Here is a 23,586-nt window from a genome sequence, read left to right as displayed (position 1 = left end):
GAAATACTCGGCCACAGAGCGCCTCTTTCGGGCCAGGTAGTAAGCGTTCAGTTGTCGGTCGCGTTGGTCTGCGTCCTTGCGTTCCTCATCTCGCGCAACTTGACGAGCGTCCGTTCGTCGAAATTCGCTGTCACGGCAACCGTCTCCTCACGGCCGATGATCTGTGGCAGACCGAGCGGCGTTACCCTGAAATGCAACTGTACAAGCCGCAGGAGCCAAAGGGGGTTCATCTCGATGATGATCGTGTCGACGCCACTGACAAGGCCCCATTCGACGATGCCGGCGAGAAGTGCATTCGCGACCGGGCTCAGCATCCTGCCGCGTTCGCGATGACCGGCCTCGACGCAATATCGTGTCCACTCCCAGATGTTTGGGCCGACCGGGCGCTGGCCTTCGCAGAGGTCCGACAATACGTCTGAAAGGAGATGTGGCTGCGTCGAAGGCAGCATGCGCTGGTAGCCGATCACTCGGCCATCAACGATGAACATCATATGGACGGCGTGCTTGTCGTCGAAACGGTCGATCTCTTGACTGTCTTCACACCGCAAGCCGGCCCAGCATAACGCGATCCCGTAGGTTTTCACTTGATCAGGCCATGCCGAAACGCCTCCGCTACGGCCTGGATGCTGCTCGTCACGCCGAACTTCTCACGCACCGCGCGCAGATGCATATCCGCCGTATGACTGCTGATGTTCAGCCGATCGCCGATCTCGTCGACGGTCAATCCCTCAGAGACCCAATGAAGAACGTCGCGCTGCCGAGGCGAGAGATGGACGGGCCCGCGCTCTCGCCTTGCTTCGGCGAGTAAGGTCGCGGAACCACAGGTGTAGGCGGCGACGAGTTGGAGTGCGAGGCGCTCGTATGGATCGAGCTCAAGCTTTTCGCCAGCAACCGAAAACCCAAAGGCCTGTCGCTCGAGCGTCGAAAACGCCAAAGTTAAACCTTCGCACAGGCGGAACTCTGTTGCCTCCTCCATAACGCGGCGGCCAAACAGGCAGACTTTGCAAAGCTCGTCGATTTCCTTCCAAAGAAACGGCGCATTGCCTCGGCTCACGAGCCGGATGGTAGGGTCATTGCGGAGGTAACCGTTCGAAAAATAGCGCAGCGACCAATCCCGCGGCCACGCGTCAAGCAACACGTGTGAGATCTGCTGGCGCCCGGAAACATGGGGTGGAGGTATCACACCGGCAAGCAGATTTGTCGCGCCGAAGCGCGCGCCATAGGAAAGCAAACAAGTGCAGATGTCGGCGGCCGTACGGCTTCGCCGAACTTCTTCCAAAAGCACACAGGTCTCGGCAAGCTGGCGTCGCCAATTGCGGACGTCCTGGCTCGGTTTTGTCAGGGCCGTGTCGCGTCGCCCTCGGCAAGACTGATCCTGAGCGTTCCGCCCTTCTTGGGTTCTGCCCGGAGGGGACCTATTCCGGCAAGAGACATTGCGGCGACTGCTCCACCCATCTGCAGAGCCGTTCTTCGGGAAATCCTCATCTCGTTCTCCTCCCTATCTGAAGTTGGTTTATTGTTATGCATTCTTTCGACCAGAACGATTTGATGGCCAAAGCCTGACTAGAGTGGTCTGGCGGCGCTGACAGATCGCCGTGTCCTGCTGCGTGCGAGTTGCAGTCTTCTTGGTTGACGAGAGTTTCCTCCAGCCGGCCAAGTATGATGTGTTGTTTTTCGACTGTTTCGTGCTACTTTTTTGCGCATGCCGACACGAAATATCAGGTTCTATCTGGCCCCGCAGTTTTCAATGATGAGCGTTCTGTCGCTCACCGAGGTGTTGCGGAAAGCGAATGAAGTCTCCGGAAACCAACTCTATTCCTACGAGTTCGTGTCAGAGAGCGCGTCTGTCGAGGCGATCAACGGCATGGCGGTAGCCACCAGAACCGACCTGCCCCGGGACCCCACTCTGGCGGCGGTGATCGTCTGCGCCTCCTACCAGTACCATAGGGCGTATACAGAACGATTGGCCCAGTGGCTGCGCTGGTTGGATCGCCACGACGTGGCTCTGGGTGCGGCGGACACCGGGATTTTCCTTGTTACCCGCGCCGGGGTACACTGGAACGGACCGCTATGCTGCCACTGGCTGACCCGCCCCGCCTTGCAGGAGGAGTACCCAGAGGCCGAAATCTCGAATCGGTTTTTCGAATACAAACCCAAGCGATTTTCCTGTGCCGGTGCGACGGCAGGTCTTGATCTGATGCTGCATATGGTGGGCGAACATCACGGCAAGGGATTTGCCGCGCGCGTCGGCAGCCACCTGATTTTCGGTACCGATATGCACCGTAGCGAAAGCCAGCAATCACCTCTGGCAGACTATACCTCACGCGTCGATGACCGATCCTTGTTGCGAGTTCTGCAGATGATGGAGCAATCAGGTGGGCCTAAGCGCGCAATACCCGCATTGGCCAACGTTGTGGGGCTGTCGCACTCGCAGTTGAACCGTCTTTTCAAACGCCTGCTGGGCGAGACGCCGGCGCGGATCTACCAGATCAGCCGATTGCGCCGGGCACATGCACTGATGAAATCCACCACTTTGTCGGTCGAAATCGTCGCATATGAATGCGGTTTTGCAAGCCGATCGCAATTCACGGGCGCGTTCAAGGCCGAGTTTGGGATTGCCCCAAGCGCCATCCGGGGCGGGTACCGCTAATCCTGCCTAGAACAGCTGGCGAGAAACCGAGGCAATTCCCGCACCGAAGGGCAGCCGATCTGCGCCAGTGCACAGTGCAATTCCTCACGCAGCACATGTACTGCGTGGTCGCCGCCGCGTGCGCCTATAGCGGCAACGGCGAAAATGAAGGAGCGGCCCAGAAACACGAAATCCGCGCCCAAGGCCAGCATACGGGCGACGTCGAGCCCGGTGCGTGGGCCGCTGTCGGCCATGAGCGGTATATCGGGTTCAAGTGCCGCGCGGATGGCGGGCAGGACCTCGACAGGGGAACGAGCGGCATCCAGTTGACGGGCGCCGTGGTTAGAAACCCAGACCCCGTCCGCGCCGCAATCCAGCGCGGTCCGTGCGTCCTCGACCGTCATGACGCCCTTGACGATCAGCTTGCCGGCCCATTGGTCGCGGATGTCGCGCAGAATATCGCGGGTCACGTGGCCCTCGATCATGTCCGTCAGAAAGGCTGCCTGTTCCGCCATCGACAGTCCTCTGGGAACATAGGGAGCAAGGTTTTTGAAGGCTGGAGTGCCCTCGCGCAGCGTGGCAAGGGCCCAGCGGGGGTGTGTGGCGACTTCGAAAAGCGTCGAAACACTGATCTCTGGCGGCACTGAAAGCCCAACGCGCAATTCGCGATCGCGGCGGGTGGCGGTGGGGATGTCCACTGTCACGATCAGCACTTCGAACCCGGTGGCGGCAATTTCCTCCAGCATCGCGTGGCGCATTTCCGGATCGCGGGCGGGGTAGAACTGAAACCACCCGTTCGTCCCTGCAGTGGCGCGAAAATCGCTCATGTGGCTGGTGGCGAAATGCGACAATCCCATGGGGATGTTCGCCTCGCTGGCGACGCGCGCCAGAATGTCAACCGCGCCGGGCCACATCAGGCCCGAAAGCCCGAGAGGGCCAATCCCGAATGGCAAGGCATAGGCGCGGCCGAGCAGCTCAACGCCAAGTGCGGGGCGATTGACCTCCTGTTCCTGCAGGTAACAGGGATCGAACAACACTTGGTCCAGGGCATCGCGATTGCGACGGAGGCAGGCTTCGCGCCCGATTCCGCCGCGCAGATATTCCGAAGCAAAGCGCGGGATGCGCCGCAGCGCAGTGCGTTCCATGTCGTCAATACTGGGAAATCGTTGATCCATTGGCATTCCAGTTCCCTATGACTACTGGTGTCCGGAATTGGCGAACGCACCGTGGCGCCTCCTCCTGGGATACTTGGTAGTCAGATAAAGCAGAACTGGCTCATTGCCGCTGCATCACTGGCCGGCAATGCCATCGTTTTGCTCACAGATCCTGCAAAGGCGCGAGGCTATCTCGTAATCAGTTCCATCGCTTCACGGCCCTTCAGCTGCGTCCCAAACCGGTCTTGGATGCCAGCCCCTAATTGTAAGCCGAAAGGTCGCAGATCAACCCGTCAGGTCTCGTGGCCATCGCCGAAATCCCTTGTTCCACCGTCAGGCTCCGATCTCAATAAGGCGCCACTACGTCATTCATCGCCACATAAACCGTCTTCATCTGAGAATAGTGGTTGATGGCCAGCTTCGAGTTTTCGCGCCCGACACCCGAAAACTTGCACCCACCGAAAGGTGCTTCGACGGGAGCCAGATTGTAGACGTTGATGTAGCATGTGCCGGCCTCGAAACCGGCCACCACACGATGGGCGCGGGTCAGGTCACGGGTGAATACTCCCGCGGCGAGGCCGAACTCGGTGCTGTTAGCACGGGCGATCACCTCGGCCTCGGTCTCGAAATCCAGAACACACATCACCGGGCCGAATATCTCTTCGCGAGCAATAGTCATGGTGTCAGTGACATCGGCGAATACGGTTGGCTGAAGGTAGAACCCAGTGTAGCCGATCCGTTTCCCACCATAGACCAAACGCGCGCCCTCGGCCTGGCCTTTTGCGATATAGGACAGGACAATTTCTCGCTGCCGCGCACTAACCATCGGGCCAAAATTTGTCGCCTCGTCTAGCGGATCGCCGATCACCGCATTTTTCAAGCGTGCACACAAGCGATCCAGAAAGGCCTGTTTGATGCCCTTCTGAACGAATACCCGTGTGCCATTAGAACAGACTTGGCCTGTGCTGTAGAAATTCCCAAGCATCGCGCCGGAAACCGCGTTTTCCAGATCCGCATCGTCAAATACGATCAGCGGTGACTTGCCGCCAAGCTCCATGGTGACATACTTCATACCGTCGGCCGCAGTCGCATAGACTTTGCGCCCGGTTGCAACCGAACCGGTCAGCGAAACCTTGGCCACACGTGGATCGCTGACAAGCGAGGCGCCAACATCGCCGTAGCCCTGAATGACATTGTAGATCCCCTTGGGAGCACCGGCCTCGATTAAGATCTCTGCGACTTTCAGCGCCGAAAGCGGCGTGGTTTCAGAGGGCTTGAAAATCATAGAATTGCCGCAAGCCAGTGCTGGTGCACCCTTCCAGCAGGCAATCTGGGTCGGATAGTTCCAAGCGCCAATGCCGACGCAGACGCCCAAGGCCTCACGAATTGTGTAGACGAAATCACCCCGAGCGAGCTGAATATGCGCTCCCGTCAGGCTGCCCGCCAGTCCACCGAAATATTCTAGCGCGTCGGCTCCCGAAGTTGCATCGGCAACAAGCGTTTCCTGAAGCGGCTTGCCAGTCTCATGGGTTTCCAGAACGCTCAAATCATGGTTGCGGGCCCGCATGATGTCCGCAGCCCGGCGCAACACGCGGCCTCGTTCCGTCCCCGTCATGGCTGCCCAGGCCCTTTGCGCATCGCGGGCGGCATTCAGCGCCCGCTCGACAATGACGGGTGTGGCCGAATGCAAGCGTGCGATTACCTCCCCAGTGGCGGGAAAGACCACCTCGATCTGTGCGCCCTGCGTGTCTTCGACATAAGCCCCGTCGATGAAATGGCTTGCTTTGGGTTGAAATTTCATGTGCTTGTCCTCGTGGCACTCAGGCGTCGTCCGCGGATGATGGTGGCCGCCCGTTCGGCGATTGCTATCGTGGTTGCATGGGTGTTCGCCGAGGTGATTTTCGGCATGATCGATGCGTCGATCACCCGCAATCCGTCTAGACCCCGGACCCGCAAGTCGGAATCCACGACGGCCATGGGGTCAACCTCGGGACCCATCTTGCACGAGCCAACCAGATGATGGCTGATCGACGCGCATTTGCGGATCCAGGCCTCGATCTCGGCCTCACTGGCAACCTCGGCGCCGGGTGCTATCTCATGCCCGAGAACCGCCTCAAACGCAGGCTGCGCCACTATCTGGCGCACTTTTGCCAACGCTTTTTTGAAGACTTCCATATCCCGTCCATCTTGCAGGTAGTTGAAACAGAAGGCCGCTGACGTGGCGATATCGGGTGTTGTCACATGAGTCCGACCGCGGCTTTTGCAGCCAATCAACTCGATGTAGACTTGAAACCCGTGGGATGCAGCTACACTGGTGGTTCCACTCAGTGCCAAAGGCAGGAAGGTCAGTTGATAGTCCGGACGGTCGGCACAAGCGTGGCTTTTCAAAAAAGCCCCCGCCTCGAAATGGTTCGTCGCAGCTGGTCCGGTGCGCATCAGGATCCAGCGCAGACCGACCAAGAGCTTTCCCATCCCGCGCGTCGCGTTCAATATCGAAACCGGCTTCTTGCAAGAGAACGTTAAAGCGATGGTCGGGTGTGTGTGAAAGTTCTCTCCCACGCCTGGCAGGTCGTGAAACGGCGTAATGCCGGCCCGCGCCAAGATCGCGGGATCGCCAATGCCCGACACCTCAAGCAATTGCGGACTGGCGATCGCGCCGGCGCAAAGTAGAACCTCGGCCCCCGCAAGGAAGCGCCGGGGGTGCGCGTCGGTGCCCGCCTCGACGCCGATCGCGCGCAATCCATCGAAAAGAATGCGCCGCACCGTCTGGCCGGGCAGTATTTTGAGGTTGGGACGGTTTCTGACGGGGTGGACATACCCCTGATAGACATCGCCGCGCAGCCCACCACGGGTATTACGATGAAGCGCGCAAAAACCTTCCTGATCGCCACTGTTGTGATTTGGGTTTATCCGTTCGCCTGCCTGTGCAGCAGCCTTGATAAAGGCGTCGGATAGCATTTGGTCTGCGGGCCGCCCAACCGTGACAGGGATCGGTCCGTGATGGCCCATATGCACGTCGCCTGGCTCTTCGAACGCCTCAATGCGGCGAAAGACCGGCTCCAACTGGTCATAGCTCCATCCTGGGCAGCCGCTGGTTGCCCAGTCATCGTAATCAAGCGGGTTCCCTCGCGCCCAGACCAGCCCGTTTATTGCTGATGACCCACCGACGATCCGGCCCATCTTGTAAGGCAACACCTTGCAATCCGCGAAGCTTTCGGGTTGCGCTCGATATGCCCAATGGTAGGTGCCTTTGTCATATAGCGCAGCTATGGCTGCAGGCATGTGGATTAGCAGGCCGCGATGATGCGGCCCTGCTTCCAGCATAACGACCGTAACTTTAGGATCTTCAGTCAGCTTAGCTGCAAGAACGCAGCCGGCTGTGCCGCCCCCCACGATGACATAATCTGTTTGTGCAGTTTCCATATCATCCCGCAAAGACAAAGGCCCTGCCGGAGGCAGGCAGGGCTGGTGCGATTTCAGACTTGCACGTGAGGGCCGACGCCTTCGGGAAGGGCCTTGGCCATGTTCAACTCTTCCTTGGTGATGATCTGCAACAGTGCCGGAATGCCCTTTGCGTTCTGTTCCAGCGCGCGCTTGATGGCCGGCACGATTTGCGCTGGGTCGGATACCTCTTCGCCGAAACCGCCAAAGGCCCGGGCCATCGCTGCATAGTCGCCGCCCAATTCCTCGATCTGATAGCGCTGCGCGGCGTTCGGATGATGCTTGGTGTAACCGCCCATGATTGAGTTTTTCAGGACGATGGTCAGCGTGCCCAGTTTCAGGCGCACGGCCGTTTCGAAGTCCATGCCAACCATGCCGATGGCCGCATCGCCCATGATGTTCACACAGGTCCAGCCCGGATTGGCCAGTTTCGCGCCCTGCATCAGCCCTAGCCCCATGCCGAGTTGGGTGGTCTTGCCCCAGCCCATGTAGCCATGCGGGACAATCGCCTCATAGTAGGGTGTGATCTGGTCGCGCGGGCTGCCCGCATCGTGGGTCAGGACAGTTTTGGTTCGGTCAACCGTGTGCATCAGATCCCAGACGACACGGTAAGGGCTGATCGGTATCTCATCCGATGTGAGCATCGGCATCAATTTGTCGAGGAACGCCTGTTTCTCGGCGGCAATGGTCTTGATCACCGCTGGGCGGTCCACACCCTTGCCAGCTGTCTTGTCCTTTATCGCCGAAATCAGCGCCCTCATCGAGGGCTTGGCGTCACCGATCACACCCAGGTCGACCGGGTAGTCCTTGGAAATGTCACCTTCCCAGTTCGTCAGCTGCACGAAGGTGCGGCCCGCGCGCGGGAACGGCGTGATGTAGTCCGAGGTGGTAAAACTTGTGCCCAAGCCGATATAGACGTCTGCACGTTCCAGCGTTCGGTTTAGCCCGTCGGGGCGTGCGCCACCGGCACAGCCCACATAAAGCGGGTGATTTTCAGGAAAACAGCTCTTCCCGTTCAGAGTTGAGATTACCGGCGTATCGGTCAGCTCGGCCAGTTCAATAAGCTCGTCCCAGGCCTCGGCATAAAGGATGCCCTGACCGGCGATGATCACTGGGGCCTTAGCGGCTAGGAGGATATCGGCTATTTCCGCAATATCGGCCAGATCGGCACACGGGGCTGAGCGCCGCTGCGGCTTGTAGGAATCCAGCAGGGCAGGATCAACCTCTTCAGTGAAGATATCGATGGGCACTTCCAAAGTGACCGGGCCGGGGCGGCCGTTCTTCAGCATCGCAAAGGCGTTTTGCATCATCTGCGGAATGCGGTCGGCCTGATAGACCATTTCGCACCATTTGTTGATCAGCTGCATGTTGCGCGCGGCGTTGTAGTTCGGCGCGATCCCTTGATCGGCGCGGGCATAGCCGCCGGGCATGTGCAGAACCGGCACGTTGTCGCCATAGCACTGCGCCACGGCTCCGACAGCATTTTCCGATCCGGGTCCATATTGCACCGTGGTGCAGCAGATCTTGCGTCCGCCGGTCATGCGCGCGTAGCCGTCGGCGATATGCAGCGCGTGGCGCTCCTGGCGCACGATCAATGGGACAATGCCAAGCTTGGCGCCGCAGTCTATAATATCGCTGTGGGGGAATGCGGGAATGTACTCGACGCCCTCCTTTTTCAAGATGGCTGCAATCAGATCCGCACCGTTCATCTCATCCTCCGTATAGGCTTACCGGGAGCACCCCCGCGCGTTACGGAGTTTCATCATTAATCGCTGACTAAGGGTGCCATATTTCAACATTTCGGTGCTTTTTTACGTCGGTGATCGTTGCAGTTCGTACGGAAGATTGGCCGGAGCCTGACTCGCCCTCACGGCCGCGAGAAAGGTTCTTCGACAGAGGCAAGCCTCGGTATGCAGCTTTGACCAATCGCGTTGCTCACCTTACCCGCAGCAAAACGACGGGTGCAGTAAGATAGCGGCCTTTCTCGCACCAGGACCGGACGAGAACACCGGGCTGCGCCTGGAACAGATCGGCGGCAATCTGACAGTTTTCGTGGTTGTAGGCTTCGCTCTCGGTTGCATTGAAGGTGGCTACGTGGATTCGCATCTCTCCAGTGAGGGAGCCCCGATAAAGGGTGTAGGTGCTGCCATCATCCGCTTCCGCGCTGCAACCGGCCAAGCACGCAGACGCGGCGAGCACCTTCGCCAACAGCTTCATTCTTCTCCCTCCTAGGCGCGGTGAGAGGCGCGCAACCGAGATCGGTCCCTGACTAGCCGTCAAAAGGCCATGTCATCGTTTCGCCCCACCGCTCTCGGACCCAGCTCACGCTACGTCCTTCAACGCCGTCCGTGGTCGGGACTAGCGCAAGGGTCTGCCAAGGCAGCGGGGTCGAAGTCGACGAGTAGTTGGGGCCTAGGTCGATGCGTGGCGTAGGATTGCCAACGTGCAGCACCAGAAGAATGACGTCCTTGGTCAAAGCGGTGGTCTCGTCAACGATTGGGCGCGACCAAAGCACGCCACGTGCATGGGCATATTGATCGACATCCGGTTCGTCCGGATCATGTAGCCCAGAGAGTTCAATCCACAGGCGCCCGTCGATCACCAACACACGGCTCGCTCGAACGTTCAGATTGAGCTCGCCGCCAAGCCAGTCGAGAACGGCGGATAGACAGGCACCGGTCGTCATGCGAGCACGTCGTTTCATATCTAGCTCTTCCTCAAATTTTGCAGGCCGAGCGGATTTGCTGTCTATGGTGCCTTTGCACGAACGGCGATTAGCTCGCGATATGCCTTTTTGGCATCGGCGGGGATGTGGACGTACTGACTAACCTCGTCGACAATGTCGGGAGTCAGCCAAAGCGGCGCGTTCTTGATGAACATAGGCGTCGGCACATTGAACAGACGCTCTCTGCGCCTTTTTCCGTAACATAGATTTTGCCAGACGAGAGCCTTCCTGGCGGGGTGCTTGTGATCGCTGACGATACTTTCCAGTTCCCCGTTGATCGAAAATGCCTGTCGATTGCTTGCGGCTGCGATCAATTCCGCCATACACAAATCTCGATCGCCGGCCGCGGTTGGTCCACTTTGGGTTCTCGCGAGCCGCCGCTGACAGTATCGGCGGATTTCCCACACAGCCCGATCCAGCTGGTGCAATTCGAGGCCTTTGAGGACGATCGAACCTTCCAAATATCGCCAGCGACCAACGCCATTCACAAACTTTACGAAGTCTCTTGTGTCATTGGAGAGATCGAGCGCGAACGGCAATTGCTGATCAAGCAGATCCAGCGCCCGCTCCAGATCATGGAGGATTTTGGGGGCCTTGATCCGGTGAACTAGCAGAATGAACTTGAAGTATTTTTCAAGGGCCTGCTGTGCCTGCCACAGAAATTGCGACGGCAATCGCGAACGGCTGCTGAGGCGCGCGCTCACGTAATCGTGGTCCGCAATTTCCAGAAAGGAGCGGTTAGCAAACCTGTCGAGTTCCAAATCCAGATCGAGCGTTTTGTTTGGGCCTGCAGACATCAGCAAAGCGTCTCGCATGCCTTCCCGTCGCCGTCCCGATCTAGCTTCCCGCCCCACGAGCAGTTGCGCAGATACCACTGGGCTTCCTCGCACGACCCGATCTGCTTGCACGTGCGCCGCGGCTCGCATGAGTAGCCGCTCTGCGCGACCAGCGGGCGACTGACGATGTCGAACGCCTCGCGCGACGGCGCCGCGCCTTCGACGTGCGCTGCACGCCATTCCCAAGGCGCTTGAAACGTTCCGGCCCACAGGCCGACCTTGGCAGCCTGCGCGCTCGCCTGCTGCGCGCTGTAGGCGCCGTTGCTGTAACGAGGCCAATCCAGCGCCTGACCGTGTTCGACCATCCAGGCGGCCACGCTGGCGCCGTCTGCGCGCCGGCAGTCGCCGACAAAACGGTGGTAGCGATCCCAAGTGACGAACGAGCATTTGATTGGGCTCGAGGCAGCCAAGTATTGGCCGAGAGCCGCGGCCGACTTCGCCCCGCAACGATACGGCTTGCCCTTGCCGTCGGCGCACTGCTGCGCAGCCTCCGGCGCGTCGATGCCGTTGAAGCGAATGCGTTGCCCGTGAATCTCGATTGTGTCGCCATCGATGACGGAGGCAACACCGGCGATCGTGGCAGGCTGCGGGCTGGTCGAGTTCGACGGGGCTGATACGTCAGAGGCGATCCTTTGCTTCGTGACCGCCTGCGACATCAGCGCGCCGGCAGCGACGAGAACCACGAAGAGGAGCGGCAGTGGGGCAGCCAACCCGCGGCCTAGGCGGCGGCCGCCGGAGCGCTTGCGCCATTGATACGATCGATTGTTGCGTTGAGGTTTGGCCATGATCCTACGCCGACCAGCCCGGCCATGTGGAATCGATCATCGGCGCGCTAGCGCAGTAGTAATCGTCCACGAAGCGACCTGTTGCCTTGTCGCGGCAACGCCAGATCACGCTATAGTTTGCGCCATAGAACTGGTCCCATGCGACGCCGTAGGCAGACGGCGGCGGATAATACCCTCCGCCGCCATTGTTGGCGGCAACGGCAACGGCCGCGCCTCCCACCGCCGCAACAGCGATCCCGGTCGCCACAGCGTTGTCGGCCTGGACCAGGCGCATGCACTTCTCGGCCGTTGCCCCGCGCTTGACCAGAAGCGCAGCCACACGGACGCGGTATTGCTCGTCCGTGCTCACCGTGAGCACATGACACAGCGTAACTGTGTTCATGGCCGTTATGTCGGTATTCGGTGAGCCCCCGGTGTTAGTGCAGCCAGCAGCAAAGGCCGCCGCGACACTTGCGAAAATTCCAATTTTTCTCACGTTGATTTCCCCCGGCCAAATAGTGAGGCAACAAGGGCGCTCGAGTCTAGGGATAATTTTCTGGATATTATTTTGGTGCGGAACCAACTCCATGCCTTGACGTTCTGATGCAGACCGAGATGTCCTCCCCTTCATCCAGCACCAAATAACCCGCTGCCTTTCGGAGGCGGCGGGCTTTTTTCTTTCCGGGCGGAACGGCTGGATAGGCGCGATGTTGAATCGCTGCAGCAGAAGTGCCGTCTGCTGCAAGACCGGCGCATCCGGTCTGGCCCACTGCTTTCTGCCGGGAGGCAGCGGGCTTTCCTATCGCGGTTGGCGGCCGGTTTTCCTTATTTGATACTCGGTGCCGGCGGCTTAACCGTCGCCTCTCGGAGGTTCCTGAAATCCACGAAGGATCTGGCGGCGCTATCGCACTTCTGCCGAGAAGGGCCGTTCGTGTGCAAAATCACCTCGGCCGCTTCCCTGGATATGCCATGCTTTTCGCCGAACGCTTCAACGTCGTAAGGATACCCCAATGATGTCGAGGGAAGTTGCATTGAGGAGCGGCTGATAATAGGGGTGGAATTCGCCCTGCTCGATACCGCTGAGAATTTCATCGGCCATATGCTTGGTCGTTTCAATTTCACTTTGCAGCGCCTTTGAAAAGAATTCATGGCGGTTGCGGCCGCGACCCTTAGCCCGATAGAGCGCGATATCGGCGTTTATCAGCTCGCGAGGCGTGTCGATGTCCGCGCCCGGCTCGAGGGCAATATGCTTGCGCCCAAGCGGCAAATTGCCCCTCGTATGGCACCGGCTGTCGGATCTCGGCGATGATCTGATCGGCCAGATCGGCGAGGCGTTGGGCGTCAGCATCATTGAAACAGGCTATGACGAATTCGTCGCCACCTACGCGCGCGACGAAATGCTGCCCCGCGACCTTGGCATTTAAAGGCCGGGCAACGTGAACCAGCATGGCATCGCCGGCCGCGTGTCCCAGTGTGCCGTTAATCTGCTTGAGGCGGTCCAGATCGATGTGGAGCAATGCCAAGCTATCGCCTGGAAGTCGCGACCGGTTGCGGTACTGGTTCAAGATTTGGTCGAAATAGCGCCGCCCCGGCGCTGATGCGCCTACCGCACGACGCTCGCCTTAGGTCGCTCGTTCAATCCCTTGCGAGCGTGAAGGGGGCACCCTGCGCAATCAATCCGATGTCTCTGAGGTCCATCCACAAACCGGGTGGGATATCCTCGCCCAGATAGGCCAGGTTTTGCTTGAGCTCGTCCGCCGACCGGGCGCCGGGAATGACGCTCGACACGAGCGGATGGCCGAGTGGGAACTGCAGCGCTGCCGCCGGCAGCGATACGCGATGGCGGGCACAAACCGCCTCGATCCGGCGCACGCGCTCCAGCACTGGCACGGGCGCCGGCCTGGTGTTGAAGGTCGCGCCCTTGACCGCGCCCGTCGCCAGGATGCCCGAATTATACGGTCCGCCGATAATGATCCTGGTGCCGCGCTGCTCGCAGAGCGGCAGCAAGGTCGCCAGCGGCTCCTGCTCGAGCAACGTGTATCGTCCGGCAAGCAGGAAATAGTCGAACGCGCCGGCGACCACGAAATCGGACAGCATCTGCCATTGGTTGATGCCGACGCCGACTGCCTTGATGACGCCCTGCGAGCGCAACTCGTCGAGCGCCGGATAGGCGCCGTCCATCGCTTCGCGAAACCGGCTCCTGGCGTAGGGATCCTCGCCGGGGCCGAAGTGGATGGCTTCGTCGGGATCGTGGATAGAGACCATGTCGACATAGTCGGTGCCGAGCCGCTTCAGCGTCCCTTCAAGCGAGCGCATGACGGCATCGCGCGAATAGTCGAACTCGGCGCGGAAGGAGCCGGGTTGATCCCACAGCGCAGGCTTCATCTCTTCGGGCGGGATCGGGACGAGGTCGTAGCCGATCTTCGATGAGATGACGAGGTCGGCGCGCGGCAGCGACCTGATGGCGAGCCCCAGCCTTGTCTCGCTGACACCGAAGCCGTAAACCGGTGCCGTGTCGAAATAGCGGATGCCGTTCTCATAGGCCGCATGCACAGTCTTCACCGCAGCGTCCGTGTCGACGGCACGGTACATGTTACCCAGCCCGGTGCCGCCGAGCCCGATCGTCGTTACCTTGAGACCGTTCTTCGCCACGGCCCTGAATTCGATTTCAGCCATTTTCTCTCCCTGTGATCCCTGCTGTCGATCGTGCCGGCCTTGTCTATGGCGGCCGGGCCACGAAAGGCCCGCCGTCGATCCAGGTCGAAAGACCATTGACACCTAAGTTGTCATATAACAATGTAACCAGATGACATACAAGCGGTAAGCCCGCAAAACGAAGAGGGAGGACCCAAATGAACGACGAAACGAAGAATCATATAGACGTGGTGAATACCGCCATGAGCCGGCGCGGCGCTTTCGCGCTCGCCGGCAAGCTCGGCCTCGGCGTTGCCGGACTGGCCGGCGCGGGAATTGCCGGTGGCATCACTGCTGCGAAGGCCGCAGATTCATCGGCCGGCCTGCCGAAGAAGCCTTACAAGTTCCACTTCATCTGCCATGTGACGCTGGACCAGTTCTTCACGCCGACCGTCTACGGCATTCAGGACGCCTGCGCCGCCTTCGGCTGCAGCTACCAGTGGACGGGCTCGCAAAAGAACGTCGTGTCCGAGATGGTCAGCGCCATGCAGACGGCGATCGCTCAGAAATCCGACGGCATCGCAGTCTGCCTCGTCGATCCGACGGCCTTCGACGCGGCCACCGACATGGCCGCCCAGGCCGGCATCCCGGTTATCGCCTTCAATGCCGACGTGCCGGTCGGCAGTCCCAACAAGCGGCTCTCCTATGTCGGCCAGCCACTCTATCAGTCGGGCTATAATTCGGCGCTGAAGTGGCTGAAGCTGATCCCCAAGGGCGGCCATGTCATGCTGTCGATCGGCGTGCCCGGCTCGCTCAACACGCAACCGCGCCTCGACGGCTACATACAGGCGATCAAGGACAGCAGCAGCGGCGTCACCTATGATGTCGTCAACACCGGCCCCGATCCGGCCACGGAAATCTCGCGCGTCGAGAGCTATTATCTCAGCCACAAGAACGTCAACGGCATGTTCGGCACCGGCGGTTCCGACACTTATGCCTGCGGCTTCGTGTCCAACAAATACGGCCTGGTGAAGGGAGGCGGCGCCGTGGCCGGCTTTGACCTTTTCCCCCAGACGCTGGACTTCATCAAGGCCGGCGACGTCAACTTCACCACCGACCAGCAGGCCTATCTGCAGGGGTTCCTGCCGATGCAGCAGATGTATCTTTACAAGCTCTCCGGCGGCCTCGTCGGCCCGGCCAACAGCGATACCAGTCAGGCTTATGTGACCAAGGACAATGTCGAGGCCTATGTCGGCAAGACACGCTTCGAGGGCCGCAGCGACGCCGAGCCGACCTGAGCCTTTACGGCAGCCTGACCCCTGACCTCGCCACCTCATCTTGCGATGAGGGGGCGAGGCATTGGTTGCCGACGGATAGCCTGCCGCCGACCGCCGATCACCGCCGCGCATCGAAATCAGGAAGACAAGAGTGCCGCCCACCGCAATCCAGCCAGCGAAGAAGAGCGCCCTCGGCGTCAAGGTTCCGCACACCACGACGGAAAGGCTGCTTATCCTTTTGTCCCGCTACCGCGAGGCCAGCATCGCTGTCGTCGCCATCGTGCTGGTGATCTATTTCCAGTTGGGTAGCGATGGCGGTTTCCTTTCGCCGCAATTCATCAGCGTCGTGCTGCGCGACACCGGCCGGCTCGGCCTGATCGCCGCGGCCGAAGTCATGCTGATGATCACCGGAGAGATCGACCTGTCGCTCAGCGCCATCTTCTCCATCGCGCCCTATGTCATGGCGCTGCTGTCTGTGACCTGGGGCGTGCCGCTGGCCGTCGGCGCCGTCATCGGCGTTTTGATCGGCATCCTGGTCGGCGCCATCAACGGCATCATCACCGTGCGCTTCCGCGTGCCGTCACTGATCACCACCGTCGGCACGCTGTTTTTCCTGCAAGGCATCGTCGTCTCCATCTACAACAGCCAGCCGATCGTGGCGCCGGTCGAGCAGCCCTTCAACGCCATCTTCGGGCAAAGCCTCTACCAGCCGACGGATGCGCTCCTGTCCTGGCACGGCGTCACCGCCTTCACGCCCTTCCTGTGGGCCGTGCTTTTGGTTCTGGTGCTGGCTCTGGTGCTCAACCGCACCACTTTCGGCCTGCATACGATCGCGACCGGCTCCAACATCATCGGCGCGCGCGAGATCGGCGTGCGCACCGACCGCATGAAGATCTACAATTTCATGATCGCCGGCGGCTTCGCGGCATTCGCCGGCATCATCAACACAGCCCAGTTCACCTCGGCCGATCCACAGGCCGGCAGTCCGTTCCTGACCTTGCAAGCGATCGCGGCGGCGGTCATCGGCGGCACATCGCTGCTCGGCGGTTCGGGCACGGTCATCGGCGCGCTGATCGGCGCTTTCGTCGTTGCCTCGCTCAACAATGGCCTGGTGATGATCGGCGCCCAGGCCACCGTTTCCGACATCTATCTGGGCGCGGCCATCATCGCGGCCATGATCCTGAGCATCCAGGTCGACCGGTTGCGCACGCGGAGGCGCGTATGAACACGCAAGCTATTCCACCGCTCGCGGCCGATGCGCCGGTTGTGCTGGAGATGTCCAACATCTCCAAGAGTTTCGGCGCCGTCACCGCGCTGGTCGACGTTTCGATCAAGCTGCGCCAAGGCGAGGTTCTGGCCCTGGTCGGCGACAACGGCGCCGGCAAGTCGACGCTGATCAAGATCCTGTCCGGCTTTCACCAGCCCGACACCGGCACGATCGTCTCGCAAGGCAAGGAGGTGCGTTTCGCCTCGCCGCGCGACGCCCGTGCGCAAGGCATCGAGACCGTCTACCAGGATCTGGCGCTGATTGGCGATCTCAGCGTCTTCCACAACATGTTCCTCGGCCGCGAGTACCACAAGCGCGTGCTCGGGCTGAACCTGCTCGACAACAGGAAGATGCGCGAACAGGCGCAGGTCTATCTCGATACGCTCGGCATCTCGATCCCCAGCGTCAACAGCACCGTCGATCTTCTGTCGGGCGGCCAGCGCCAGTGCATCGCCGTTGCCCGCTCAATCTATTCGTCGCCGAAAATCCTGGTGCTCGACGAACCGCTGGCCGCGCTCGGCGTGCGCGAGAGCGCACATGTGCTTGGGCTGATCCAGAACCTGCGCCAGCAGCGCCAGGTCTCGGTGATCCTGATCGTCCACAACTACAACCAGATCTTCGAGGTCTGCGACCGCATCAACTTCCTGCATTCGGGCGAGATCGCGCTGGACGCCTCCACCGCCGACACCAGCGAGGAGGAACTGATCCGCATCGTCAAATCTGGCCTCGGCCGCAATGCGATCGACGCGGCCGCGGCCGAAGTGCGGTCCGGCCCCGTGTGAACCCGCCAACAAGCCACGGCTGAAACAATCTCGCCGGCCCGATCACCATCCGCCGGCCCTGCATGGAGCACTCGCTTTGACCTTCTCTCCCACCGAGCTGACCAGATCCCTTGGCCGCGGACTGCTGTCCTTTCCACTGACATTTTTCGACAAAGCCGGCGCCTTCGACGAAGACGGCTACCGCGCCCACGTCGCTGCCCAAGGCACAGCCGGGGCGAGCGGGCTGTTCGCCGCCGGCGGCACGGGCGAGTTCTTCTCGCTGACGCTGGAGGAATATAAGCGCGTGGTGCGGGCGGCGTCGCAAGAGGTCCCCGACACCATGCCGCTGCTCGCCGGCGTCGGCTATGGCACGCATATGGCGGTCGAGTTCGCCAAGGCCGCCGAAGCCAATGGCGCCGACGGTCTGCTGGTGCTGCCGCCCTATCTCGTCAAGTCGGAACAGGAGGGCCTGCGCCGTCATCTCACCGCTATCTGCCGCTCGGTCGGCATCGGCGTGATCGCCTACAACAGGGACAACGCCATTCTGACGCCCGAGACGCTCGAGCGTGTGGCGCAGGATTGCCCGAACCTGATCGGGCTCAAGGATGGCGTCGGCGATATCGAGCTTCTCACCGCGCTGCGCTACCGCATGGACGACCGGCTGATCTTCATCGGCGGCATGCCGACGGCTGAGGTGCATGCCAGTGCCGCCGCGGCCATCGGCATGACGACCTATTCGTCGGCGATCTACAATTTCGCGCCGGAGATTGCCCTGCGTTTCTTCAACGCGCTGCGCGCCGGACGCACGGCAGAAGTCGGCGATCTCATCCGCTCGTTCTTCCTGCCCTATCTCGCCATCCGCAACCGGCGCGCCGGCTATGCCGTCTCGATCGTCAAGGCGGGCGCACGCATTGCCGGCATCGACTGTGGTCCGGTGCGGTCGCCGCTGCTCGATCTGACCGCGGATGAAGAACGCCAGCTCACGGCTCTCATGCAAGCCTGCAAGATGCCGGTCGCAGAGCTGGCGTAGGAACCAATGGGTTGGGCGGGGCAATCGAAGGCGAGGTGTGGCCGCGTGTCAGGCCGAACCATCGACCATGCGGCGATAGCGATCGCGCCCGGCTTCCAGATGCTCGCGCAAGGTGAAGCGGGCGGCTTCGACATTCTGCCGCTCGATCGCCTGGTAGATGCGGCGATGCTCCATCTGGACCTGCTCCAGATAGTGCCGTCGCTGCTCAGGCGTCTCGTCTCGCGGGCGCATCAGCTGGCGCGGAATGAGGACGGGCCCGAGAAAATGCATGAAACGTTCGAAATAGGGATTGCCGGTAGCCGACGCGATCGCCCGATGAAAGGCGAAGTCAGGCTCGATGGCGCTTTCACCTGCGGCGATCGAGGCGTCGATGGCATCGAGGCAGTCGCGCATACGGGCAAGGTCGTCGTCGCTGCGCTTCTCGGCGGCGAGGCCCGCGGCTTCCAGTTCCACCGCAAGCCGCAGCTGGAGCACGTTCTGCACTTCGGTCAGCGAATGCAGCTCGTCGGAAATGATGCGGAAGGTGGTGTTAGTCTGGTGGTCGGCGACGAACACGCCGGAACCCTGGCGACTCGTCACCAGCCCTTCCGAACGCAGCGACGCCATAGCTTCGCGGATCACCGTGCGGCTTACGCCGAATTGCGCAATCAGTTCCTGCTCGGTCGGCAATTTCTCGCCGCTGGTCAAATGTCCCGCCCGTATTTCGCGCGCAAACCAGTCGGCAACCTGCGCCGTGCGGCTGATCTGCGGGGGAAGGCCAAAGGAACGTCTCATCGTCCCCAAGCAATAAACGAACCGCTGTTCGTGGCAACCCATTATTTATCTGGTGATATGATAAGATTCTCGACGCACCCGTCGCGCGCAATCTTCATTCGTCTTGCCGCACCAACACCAACATGTCTGCGGGTTCAGCGGAAGGACAGAGCGTGATGATCCCCGAAAAACCGGTGCTGCTGACCGGAGCCTCCGGCACGATCGGATGGCTGCTGACGGTCAGGCTGGCAGCCTTGGGCTGGACCTTGCGGCTCACCGATCTTGTGCCGTTGCCGATCCCGCTGCCGGACGGGGCGAGCTTCACCATCGCCGACATAGAAGACCAGCAGGCGGTGAACGCCCTCGCCGAAGGCTGCGGCTTGATCATGCATTTCGGCGGTATTTCCACCGAGCAGCCCTTCGAGACCGTGCTCGGCCCGAATTTCCGCGGCGCCTTCCACATTTACGAGGCGGCGCGCCGGGAGAAGGCGCGCGTGGTGTTCCCGTCTTCGGTCCATGCGGTCGGGCTCTACGAGCGCACCGAGATTCTCGACCAGGATTGTTTGCTCAGGCCGGACGGCTATTACGGCCTGTCAAAGGCTTATGGCGAGATGCTGGCCCGGCTCTACTTCGACAAGCATGCGGTCGAAAGCGTGCTGATCCGCATCGGCTCGGTGCTGCCGGAGGTGCCGGATGAACGCATCCTGTCGACCTGGATATCGCATGACGATTTCGTGCGGCTAATCGAGCGCTGCGCTGCAGCCGAACGGGTCGACTGCTCGGTCATCTGGGGCCAGTCCAACAACAGTCGCGGCTTCTGGCGCCATGATGCCCGCGAGAAACTCGGCTGGGCGCCGCAGGACAGTTCCGACAGCCAGGCCGAACGCGTGCGCGGCAAGGTGACGGACAACCCGGTGGTCGAACGCTATCAGGGTGGCAAGTTCATCGTCGTGGACTACAGCCGCGATGGTTTTCCACCGCGCGAGATGTTTCCGCAGGAATGAGGTTGTTGCGCGGGCAGCAGGGCAATCGCCTATGGCGCTACGCTATGCACATCTTCTGTGACTGGTGTGACTGATCGGCCCGAGGCTTGATTGCCAGGTGGTTCCCCCAATCCGTCGCTGCTTCGCAGCGCCACCTTTCCCCCCTCCGGAGGGAAAGGAAGGGAGCTTTGCTGGACGAGCGCTGACGGCAAAAAGCCTGGCGCCTTTCCTCTACCCCGTCGATCGGGGGAGAGGTGTCTCGGCGAAGCCGAGACGGAGCGGGGGTCGACCAGCAGCATCAGGCAGAGCATGCGCCAAGCTGCCGGGCAGCGCTGCCCCACGCGATTATCCTGCCTATGCCGCCGGCGCCTTCCGCCCCGCAATCAAATCCGCCGCCTTTTCAGCAATCATCACCACCGCCGCATTGGTGTTGGACGACACGATGCTCGGCATGACCGAGCTGTCGCAGACGCGCAGGCCTTGCAGCCCGCGCACACGCAACTCGGGGTCGACCACACTCTCGGCGTCGCCGCCCATGCGGCAGGTGCCGACCGGATGATAGGCGCTTCGGCCGTGCTCGCGGGCGAAAGCTTCGAGCGCTGGGCGCCCCTGCATCGCCGTGCCCGGCAGATGTTCGCGGCTGATGTATTTCGAAAAAGCCGGCTGCGACAGGATTTCACGGCTGATCTCGATGCCGTCAATGGCGCGTTCGAGATCGTAGCGCTCGGCGAAAGGGTTGGGGTCGATAACAGGTGCCTCGCGCAGATCCGCCGATTTGAGCGTGACGCTGCCGCGCGAGCGCGGCCGTACATGGTAGGAATTCAGCGTGCAACCATTGCCGCCGGGGACCGAGCCGATGCCTTCCTCGACGCCGGCGCCGGGCAGGAAATGGAACTGGATGTCCGGCGTCTTCTCCGCCCGGTCGCCCCACCAGAACCCGCCGGCCTCGACGATGTTGGAGGCCACCGGCCCCGTGCCGAACAGCGCATATTCGAGACCGGCGACGGCCTGCCAGCGCTTCTTCTTGTAGCGGTCGATGCCATGGGGTCCGTTGAGTTCAGCGACGACGTCGACATCCATGTGATCGTGCAGATTCTGGCCGACGCTTTTGGAGTCATTGACCACCTTGATGCCGTGCTCACCGAGATGCGCGGCGGGGCCGATGCCGGACAGCATCAGCAGCTTCGGCGAGCCGATGGCGCCGGCAGTGACGATCACCTCGCGCTCGGCGCGCAGCAGTTCGGTGCGGCCGTTGACGATGATCTCGACGCCGATGGCGCGGCCGTTCTCGACGACGATGCGGCTGACCGTGGCATCGGTGCGCAGGGTCAGGTTCTTGCGGCCGAGCGCGGGCTTCAAATAGGCAACCGCGGTGCTTGAGCGTTTTCCCCGGCGCGTCGTCGTCTGGTAGAAGCCTGCGCCGGCCTGCTCGCCGGCGTTGAAGTCGGCGCGGAAGGGCAGGCCGGCCTGCTGCGCCGCCTTGACGAAGATGCGCGTCAGCGGATGCGGCGCGCCGCTGGAGACGCCGAGCGGGCCGTCAATGCCGTGCTGCGCATCGGCAAAAGTGTCGTTGCCCTCGGAGCGGACGAAGTAGGGCGACACATCGGCATAGCTCCATCCCGTGCAGCCGGCGTCGATGGCCCAGCCGTCATAGTCCTGCGGGCAGCCACGGGTGAAAACCTGGGCGTTGATCGAGGAACCGCCGCCCAGCACGCGCGCCTGCGGATAGACCATGGTGCGGCCGTCGATCGCCTTGCCGGGCGCCGTGTCATAGCCCCAGATCAGCGGCCCCGACGTCATCTTGAAGAAGCCGACCGGCATGTGGATGTAGCGATCGGTGTCGGGCGGGCCGGCCTCGAGAAGGACGACGGAGACGTCGCGATCCTCGCTCAGCCGCGCGGCCAGAATGCAGCCGGCCGAACCGCCGCCAACGATAATGTAGTCCGGCATTCTCACTCCCTTTGCCCGGGCAATATCAGTGCCCGCTTCTCTTGCGCGCGACGATCTCAAGTCGCTTGTGCCGCGTCAAGAGAAAGGGTATGGTTATCGTGTTGAAGGGTTGTCGTACAAGTGGAGGAGCTTGATAACCCGTCACTTGGAGGTCCCGGCCGCGCCCTCCGCGCACCATGCCGGGCGGAACAGAATTCAATCGGGAGGTTTCGAGAGATGAAGGACACGAAGAATTTTACGGTCAACCGGCGCACGCTGATGCTCGGCGCCACCGCCGGTGTGGCGACGCTCGCCATGCCGAGCGTGCTGCGCGCGCAGGACAAGCCGACGCTGGTGACGTCGATCCGCTCTTTGTCCAATCCTTATCACGCGGTGTGGAAGACCGGCGCCGAAGCCTATGCCAAATGGGCCGGGCTCGAGCACGTCACGCTGGTCTCGGAAGGCAACTCAGAGAAAGGCATTGCCGACATCAAGGCGATGCTGGCCAAGACCGGCGGCAATATGGTGCTGAATTCCGATCCGAACGATACGCCGGATGCGCGCCCGATCGTCGAGGCCTGCGCCAAGGCCGGCGCCTATGTGGTGACGCAGTGGAACAAGCCTGGGGATTTGCACCCGAAGGATTTCAACCCGAACTATGTCTCGCATATCGAATTCGACGGCATCGACAGCGGCAAGACCATCGCTGAAATCCTGTTCAAGACCATCGGCGGCAAGGGCGGCATCGTCGCGCTCGGCGGCCTGATCTCGACCACGGCGGCGATCGAACGCAAGAAGGGTCTCGACGCCGCGCTTGCCGCCAACCCCGACATCAAGCTGCTCGACTTCCAGGTCGCCAACTGGAAATCGACCGAAGCCTTCGACCTGATGGGCAATCTGCTCACCCGCTTCGGCGACGACATCAAGGGCATCTGGGCCGCCAATGACGATATGGGCTCCGGTGCGCTCGAGGCACTGCGCGCCGAAAACCTCGCCGGCAAGGTGCCGATCGTCGGTGTCGACGGCATCAAGACGGCGGTCGACGCGGTGCGCACCGGCGAGTTTGCCTGCACCGTCACCTCCGATCCGTTCTGGCAAGGCGGCATGGGTCTGGCCATCGGCTACAACGCCAAGATCGGCAAGTTCGACCCGACCAAGGAGCCGCCGGAACACCGCGAATTCTACGGCAAGGCGGTGCTGATCTCGCACGACAATGTCGAGGAATATTACAAGACCAATGTCGATGCGAAGCCCGAGATCGACTGGAACGATCTGTGGGGCCGGGTGACCGGAGCGATCCGCACCTGATCCATCGGAGCGGGCTGCAACTCCCTGGCGGCCCGCTTCCTCCCGCAGCCGTCGCGATTCCCCTTGTCGCGACGGCTGTCACCAGCAGACGGGAA

Annotated in this window: 23 protein-coding genes; 7 read left to right on the top strand and 16 right to left on the bottom strand. The window is 61.4% G+C overall.

The genetic code is table 11. The annotated features are described in order from the left end of the window. Positions 1-47 precede the first annotated feature (47 nt). Both FJV77_RS08265 and FJV77_RS08260 read right to left on the bottom strand, forming a co-directional pair. On the bottom strand, positions 48-584 hold the full coding sequence (locus FJV77_RS08265) for an acyl-homoserine-lactone synthase (protein WP_142866316.1): 537 nt from the start codon (positions 582-584) through the stop codon (positions 48-50). Then, on the bottom strand, positions 581-1,285 hold the full coding sequence (locus tag FJV77_RS08260) for a LuxR family transcriptional regulator (protein WP_142866315.1): 705 nt from the start codon (positions 1,283-1,285) through the stop codon (positions 581-583). Before FJV77_RS08260 ends, FJV77_RS08265 begins: the two co-directional genes overlap by 4 nt. 462 nt (positions 1,286-1,747) lie before the next feature. Here FJV77_RS08260 and FJV77_RS08255 point away from each other — a divergent pair, with 462 nt between their 5' ends. Further along, complete coding sequence (locus FJV77_RS08255; protein ID WP_185970235.1) at positions 1,748-2,650, top strand: helix-turn-helix domain-containing protein; 903 nt, start codon at positions 1,748-1,750, stop codon at positions 2,648-2,650. Here FJV77_RS08255 and FJV77_RS08250 read toward each other — a convergent pair. The 12 genes from FJV77_RS08250 to FJV77_RS08190 all read right to left on the bottom strand — a co-directional run bounded on the left by FJV77_RS08250 (position 2,647) and on the right by FJV77_RS08190 (position 14,225). Continuing rightward, a complete protein-coding gene (locus FJV77_RS08250) occupies positions 2,647-3,804 on the bottom strand; it encodes an alpha-hydroxy acid oxidase (protein WP_185970234.1) in 1,158 nt (385 codons plus the stop codon). The genes FJV77_RS08255 and FJV77_RS08250 overlap by 4 nt on opposite strands. A 325-nt stretch (positions 3,805-4,129) precedes the next feature. After that, positions 4,130-5,584 carry a betaine-aldehyde dehydrogenase gene (betB, locus tag FJV77_RS08245; protein ID WP_142866312.1) on the bottom strand — a complete coding sequence of 485 codons (1,455 nt, stop codon included), beginning with the start codon at positions 5,582-5,584 and terminating at the stop codon, positions 4,130-4,132. Further along, complete coding sequence (locus FJV77_RS08240; RefSeq protein ID WP_142866311.1) at positions 5,581-7,206, bottom strand: GMC family oxidoreductase N-terminal domain-containing protein; 1,626 nt, start codon at positions 7,204-7,206, stop codon at positions 5,581-5,583. The genes betB and FJV77_RS08240 overlap by 4 nt, the downstream gene beginning before the upstream one ends. Positions 7,207-7,259: 53 nt before the next feature. Beyond that, a complete protein-coding gene (locus FJV77_RS08235; protein ID WP_142866310.1) occupies positions 7,260-8,933 on the bottom strand; it encodes a thiamine pyrophosphate-requiring protein in 1,674 nt (557 codons plus the stop codon). 226 nt (positions 8,934-9,159) lie between these two features. Continuing rightward, on the bottom strand, positions 9,160-9,441 hold the full coding sequence (locus FJV77_RS08230; RefSeq protein ID WP_142866309.1) for a hypothetical protein: 282 nt from the start codon (positions 9,439-9,441) through the stop codon (positions 9,160-9,162). 52 nt (positions 9,442-9,493) lie between these two features. Further along, a complete protein-coding gene (locus tag FJV77_RS08225) occupies positions 9,494-9,928 on the bottom strand; it encodes a hypothetical protein (protein WP_142866308.1) in 435 nt (144 codons plus the stop codon). 44 nt (positions 9,929-9,972) lie between these two features. Further along, complete coding sequence (locus FJV77_RS08220; protein ID WP_185973509.1) at positions 9,973-10,764, bottom strand: HEPN domain-containing protein; 792 nt, start codon at positions 10,762-10,764, stop codon at positions 9,973-9,975. Beyond that, positions 10,746-11,570, bottom strand: a complete 825-nt coding sequence (locus FJV77_RS08215) for a thermonuclease family protein (protein WP_142866306.1) — start codon at positions 11,568-11,570, stop codon at positions 10,746-10,748. Before FJV77_RS08215 ends, FJV77_RS08220 begins: the two co-directional genes overlap by 19 nt. Before the next feature lie 4 nt (positions 11,571-11,574). After that, on the bottom strand, positions 11,575-12,294 hold the full coding sequence (locus FJV77_RS08210) for a hypothetical protein (protein WP_142866305.1): 720 nt from the start codon (positions 12,292-12,294) through the stop codon (positions 11,575-11,577). A 243-nt stretch (positions 12,295-12,537) separates the two neighbouring features. Continuing rightward, positions 12,538-12,816 (bottom strand): hypothetical protein, encoded by a 279-nt coding sequence (locus FJV77_RS08200; protein WP_142866303.1) that lies wholly within the window; start codon positions 12,814-12,816, stop codon positions 12,538-12,540. Next, positions 12,719-13,114 (bottom strand): GGDEF domain-containing protein, encoded by a 396-nt coding sequence (locus tag FJV77_RS08195; RefSeq protein WP_185970232.1) that lies wholly within the window; start codon positions 13,112-13,114, stop codon positions 12,719-12,721. Before FJV77_RS08195 ends, FJV77_RS08200 begins: the two co-directional genes overlap by 98 nt. A gap of 70 nt (positions 13,115-13,184) precedes the next feature. After that, positions 13,185-14,225, bottom strand: a complete 1,041-nt coding sequence (locus FJV77_RS08190; protein ID WP_142866302.1) for an aldo/keto reductase — start codon at positions 14,223-14,225, stop codon at positions 13,185-13,187. A gap of 176 nt (positions 14,226-14,401) precedes the next feature. Between FJV77_RS08190 and FJV77_RS08185 the strand changes: the two genes are divergently transcribed. From FJV77_RS08185 to kdgD, 4 genes are all read left to right on the top strand, one after another. Then, positions 14,402-15,481 carry a sugar ABC transporter substrate-binding protein gene (locus FJV77_RS08185; RefSeq protein ID WP_142866301.1) on the top strand — a complete coding sequence of 360 codons (1,080 nt, stop codon included), beginning with the start codon at positions 14,402-14,404 and terminating at the stop codon, positions 15,479-15,481. 130 nt (positions 15,482-15,611) lie between these two features. Next, positions 15,612-16,685: an ABC transporter permease gene (locus FJV77_RS08180; protein WP_185970231.1), complete on the top strand. Its 1,074-nt coding sequence runs from the start codon at positions 15,612-15,614 to the stop codon at positions 16,683-16,685. Further along, positions 16,682-17,509 carry an ATP-binding cassette domain-containing protein gene (locus FJV77_RS08175; protein WP_142866299.1) on the top strand — a complete coding sequence of 276 codons (828 nt, stop codon included), beginning with the start codon at positions 16,682-16,684 and terminating at the stop codon, positions 17,507-17,509. The genes FJV77_RS08180 and FJV77_RS08175 overlap by 4 nt, the downstream gene beginning before the upstream one ends. 76 nt (positions 17,510-17,585) lie before the next feature. Further along, a complete protein-coding gene (kdgD, locus tag FJV77_RS08170) occupies positions 17,586-18,518 on the top strand; it encodes a 5-dehydro-4-deoxyglucarate dehydratase (RefSeq protein ID WP_142866298.1) in 933 nt (310 codons plus the stop codon). Between the two features lie 48 nt (positions 18,519-18,566). Here the strand turns inward: kdgD and FJV77_RS08165 are convergent, their stop codons facing one another. Next, the gene (locus FJV77_RS08165) at positions 18,567-19,292 is read right to left on the bottom strand and encodes a FadR/GntR family transcriptional regulator (protein WP_142866297.1); all 726 of its coding nucleotides are present in this window, start codon (positions 19,290-19,292) and stop codon (positions 18,567-18,569) included. A gap of 155 nt (positions 19,293-19,447) precedes the next feature. Here FJV77_RS08165 and FJV77_RS08160 point away from each other — a divergent pair, with 155 nt between their 5' ends. Next, complete coding sequence (locus FJV77_RS08160; protein ID WP_246691181.1) at positions 19,448-20,275, top strand: NAD(P)-dependent oxidoreductase; 828 nt, start codon at positions 19,448-19,450, stop codon at positions 20,273-20,275. Positions 20,276-20,608: 333 nt separating this feature from the next. Here FJV77_RS08160 and FJV77_RS08155 read toward each other — a convergent pair whose 3' ends face one another. Beyond that, a complete protein-coding gene (locus FJV77_RS08155) occupies positions 20,609-22,204 on the bottom strand; it encodes a GMC family oxidoreductase N-terminal domain-containing protein (protein ID WP_142866295.1) in 1,596 nt (531 codons plus the stop codon). Positions 22,205-22,420: 216 nt separating this feature from the next. Between FJV77_RS08155 and FJV77_RS08150 the strand changes: the two genes are divergently transcribed. Next, positions 22,421-23,491, top strand: a complete 1,071-nt coding sequence (locus FJV77_RS08150) for a sugar ABC transporter substrate-binding protein (protein WP_142866294.1) — start codon at positions 22,421-22,423, stop codon at positions 23,489-23,491. Positions 23,492-23,586: the final 95 nt, after the last annotated feature.

Source organism: Mesorhizobium sp. WSM4306 (assembly GCF_007003975.1).
Taxonomy (GTDB): Bacteria; Pseudomonadota; Alphaproteobacteria; order Rhizobiales; family Rhizobiaceae; genus Mesorhizobium.
The sequence above is the reverse complement of the archived record's forward strand: the minus strand, read 5'-3'. Positions and strand labels throughout refer to the sequence as shown.

What these genes read in the sequence shown, in the direction of transcription:
- FJV77_RS08225 (WP_142866308.1), bottom strand. Translation starts at nt 9,928, where the DNA reads ATGAAACGACGTGCTCGCATGACGACCGGTGCCTGTCTATCCGCCGTT.
- FJV77_RS08160 (WP_246691181.1), top strand. Translation starts at nt 19,448, where the DNA reads ATGATCCCCGAAAAACCGGTGCTGCTGACCGGAGCCTCCGGCACGATC.
- FJV77_RS08230 (WP_142866309.1), bottom strand. Translation starts at nt 9,441, where the DNA reads ATGAAGCTGTTGGCGAAGGTGCTCGCCGCGTCTGCGTGCTTGGCCGGT.
- FJV77_RS08165 (WP_142866297.1), bottom strand. Translation starts at nt 19,292, where the DNA reads ATGAGACGTTCCTTTGGCCTTCCCCCGCAGATCAGCCGCACGGCGCAG.
- FJV77_RS08240 (WP_142866311.1), bottom strand. Translation starts at nt 7,206, where the DNA reads ATGGAAACTGCACAAACAGATTATGTCATCGTGGGGGGCGGCACAGCC.
- FJV77_RS08155 (WP_142866295.1), bottom strand. Translation starts at nt 22,204, where the DNA reads ATGCCGGACTACATTATCGTTGGCGGCGGTTCGGCCGGCTGCATTCTG.
- FJV77_RS08190 (WP_142866302.1), bottom strand. Translation starts at nt 14,225, where the DNA reads ATGGCTGAAATCGAATTCAGGGCCGTGGCGAAGAACGGTCTCAAGGTA.
- FJV77_RS08255 (WP_185970235.1), top strand. Translation starts at nt 1,748, where the DNA reads ATGATGAGCGTTCTGTCGCTCACCGAGGTGTTGCGGAAAGCGAATGAA.
- FJV77_RS08235 (WP_142866310.1), bottom strand. Translation starts at nt 8,933, where the DNA reads ATGAACGGTGCGGATCTGATTGCAGCCATCTTGAAAAAGGAGGGCGTC.
- betB (WP_142866312.1), bottom strand. Translation starts at nt 5,584, where the DNA reads ATGAAATTTCAACCCAAAGCAAGCCATTTCATCGACGGGGCTTATGTC.
- FJV77_RS08150 (WP_142866294.1), top strand. Translation starts at nt 22,421, where the DNA reads ATGAAGGACACGAAGAATTTTACGGTCAACCGGCGCACGCTGATGCTC.
- FJV77_RS08185 (WP_142866301.1), top strand. Translation starts at nt 14,402, where the DNA reads ATGAACGACGAAACGAAGAATCATATAGACGTGGTGAATACCGCCATG.
- FJV77_RS08250 (WP_185970234.1), bottom strand. Translation starts at nt 3,804, where the DNA reads ATGGATCAACGATTTCCCAGTATTGACGACATGGAACGCACTGCGCTG.
- FJV77_RS08175 (WP_142866299.1), top strand. Translation starts at nt 16,682, where the DNA reads ATGAACACGCAAGCTATTCCACCGCTCGCGGCCGATGCGCCGGTTGTG.
- FJV77_RS08220 (WP_185973509.1), bottom strand. Translation starts at nt 10,764, where the DNA reads ATGCGAGACGCTTTGCTGATGTCTGCAGGCCCAAACAAAACGCTCGAT.
- FJV77_RS08215 (WP_142866306.1), bottom strand. Translation starts at nt 11,570, where the DNA reads ATGGCCAAACCTCAACGCAACAATCGATCGTATCAATGGCGCAAGCGC.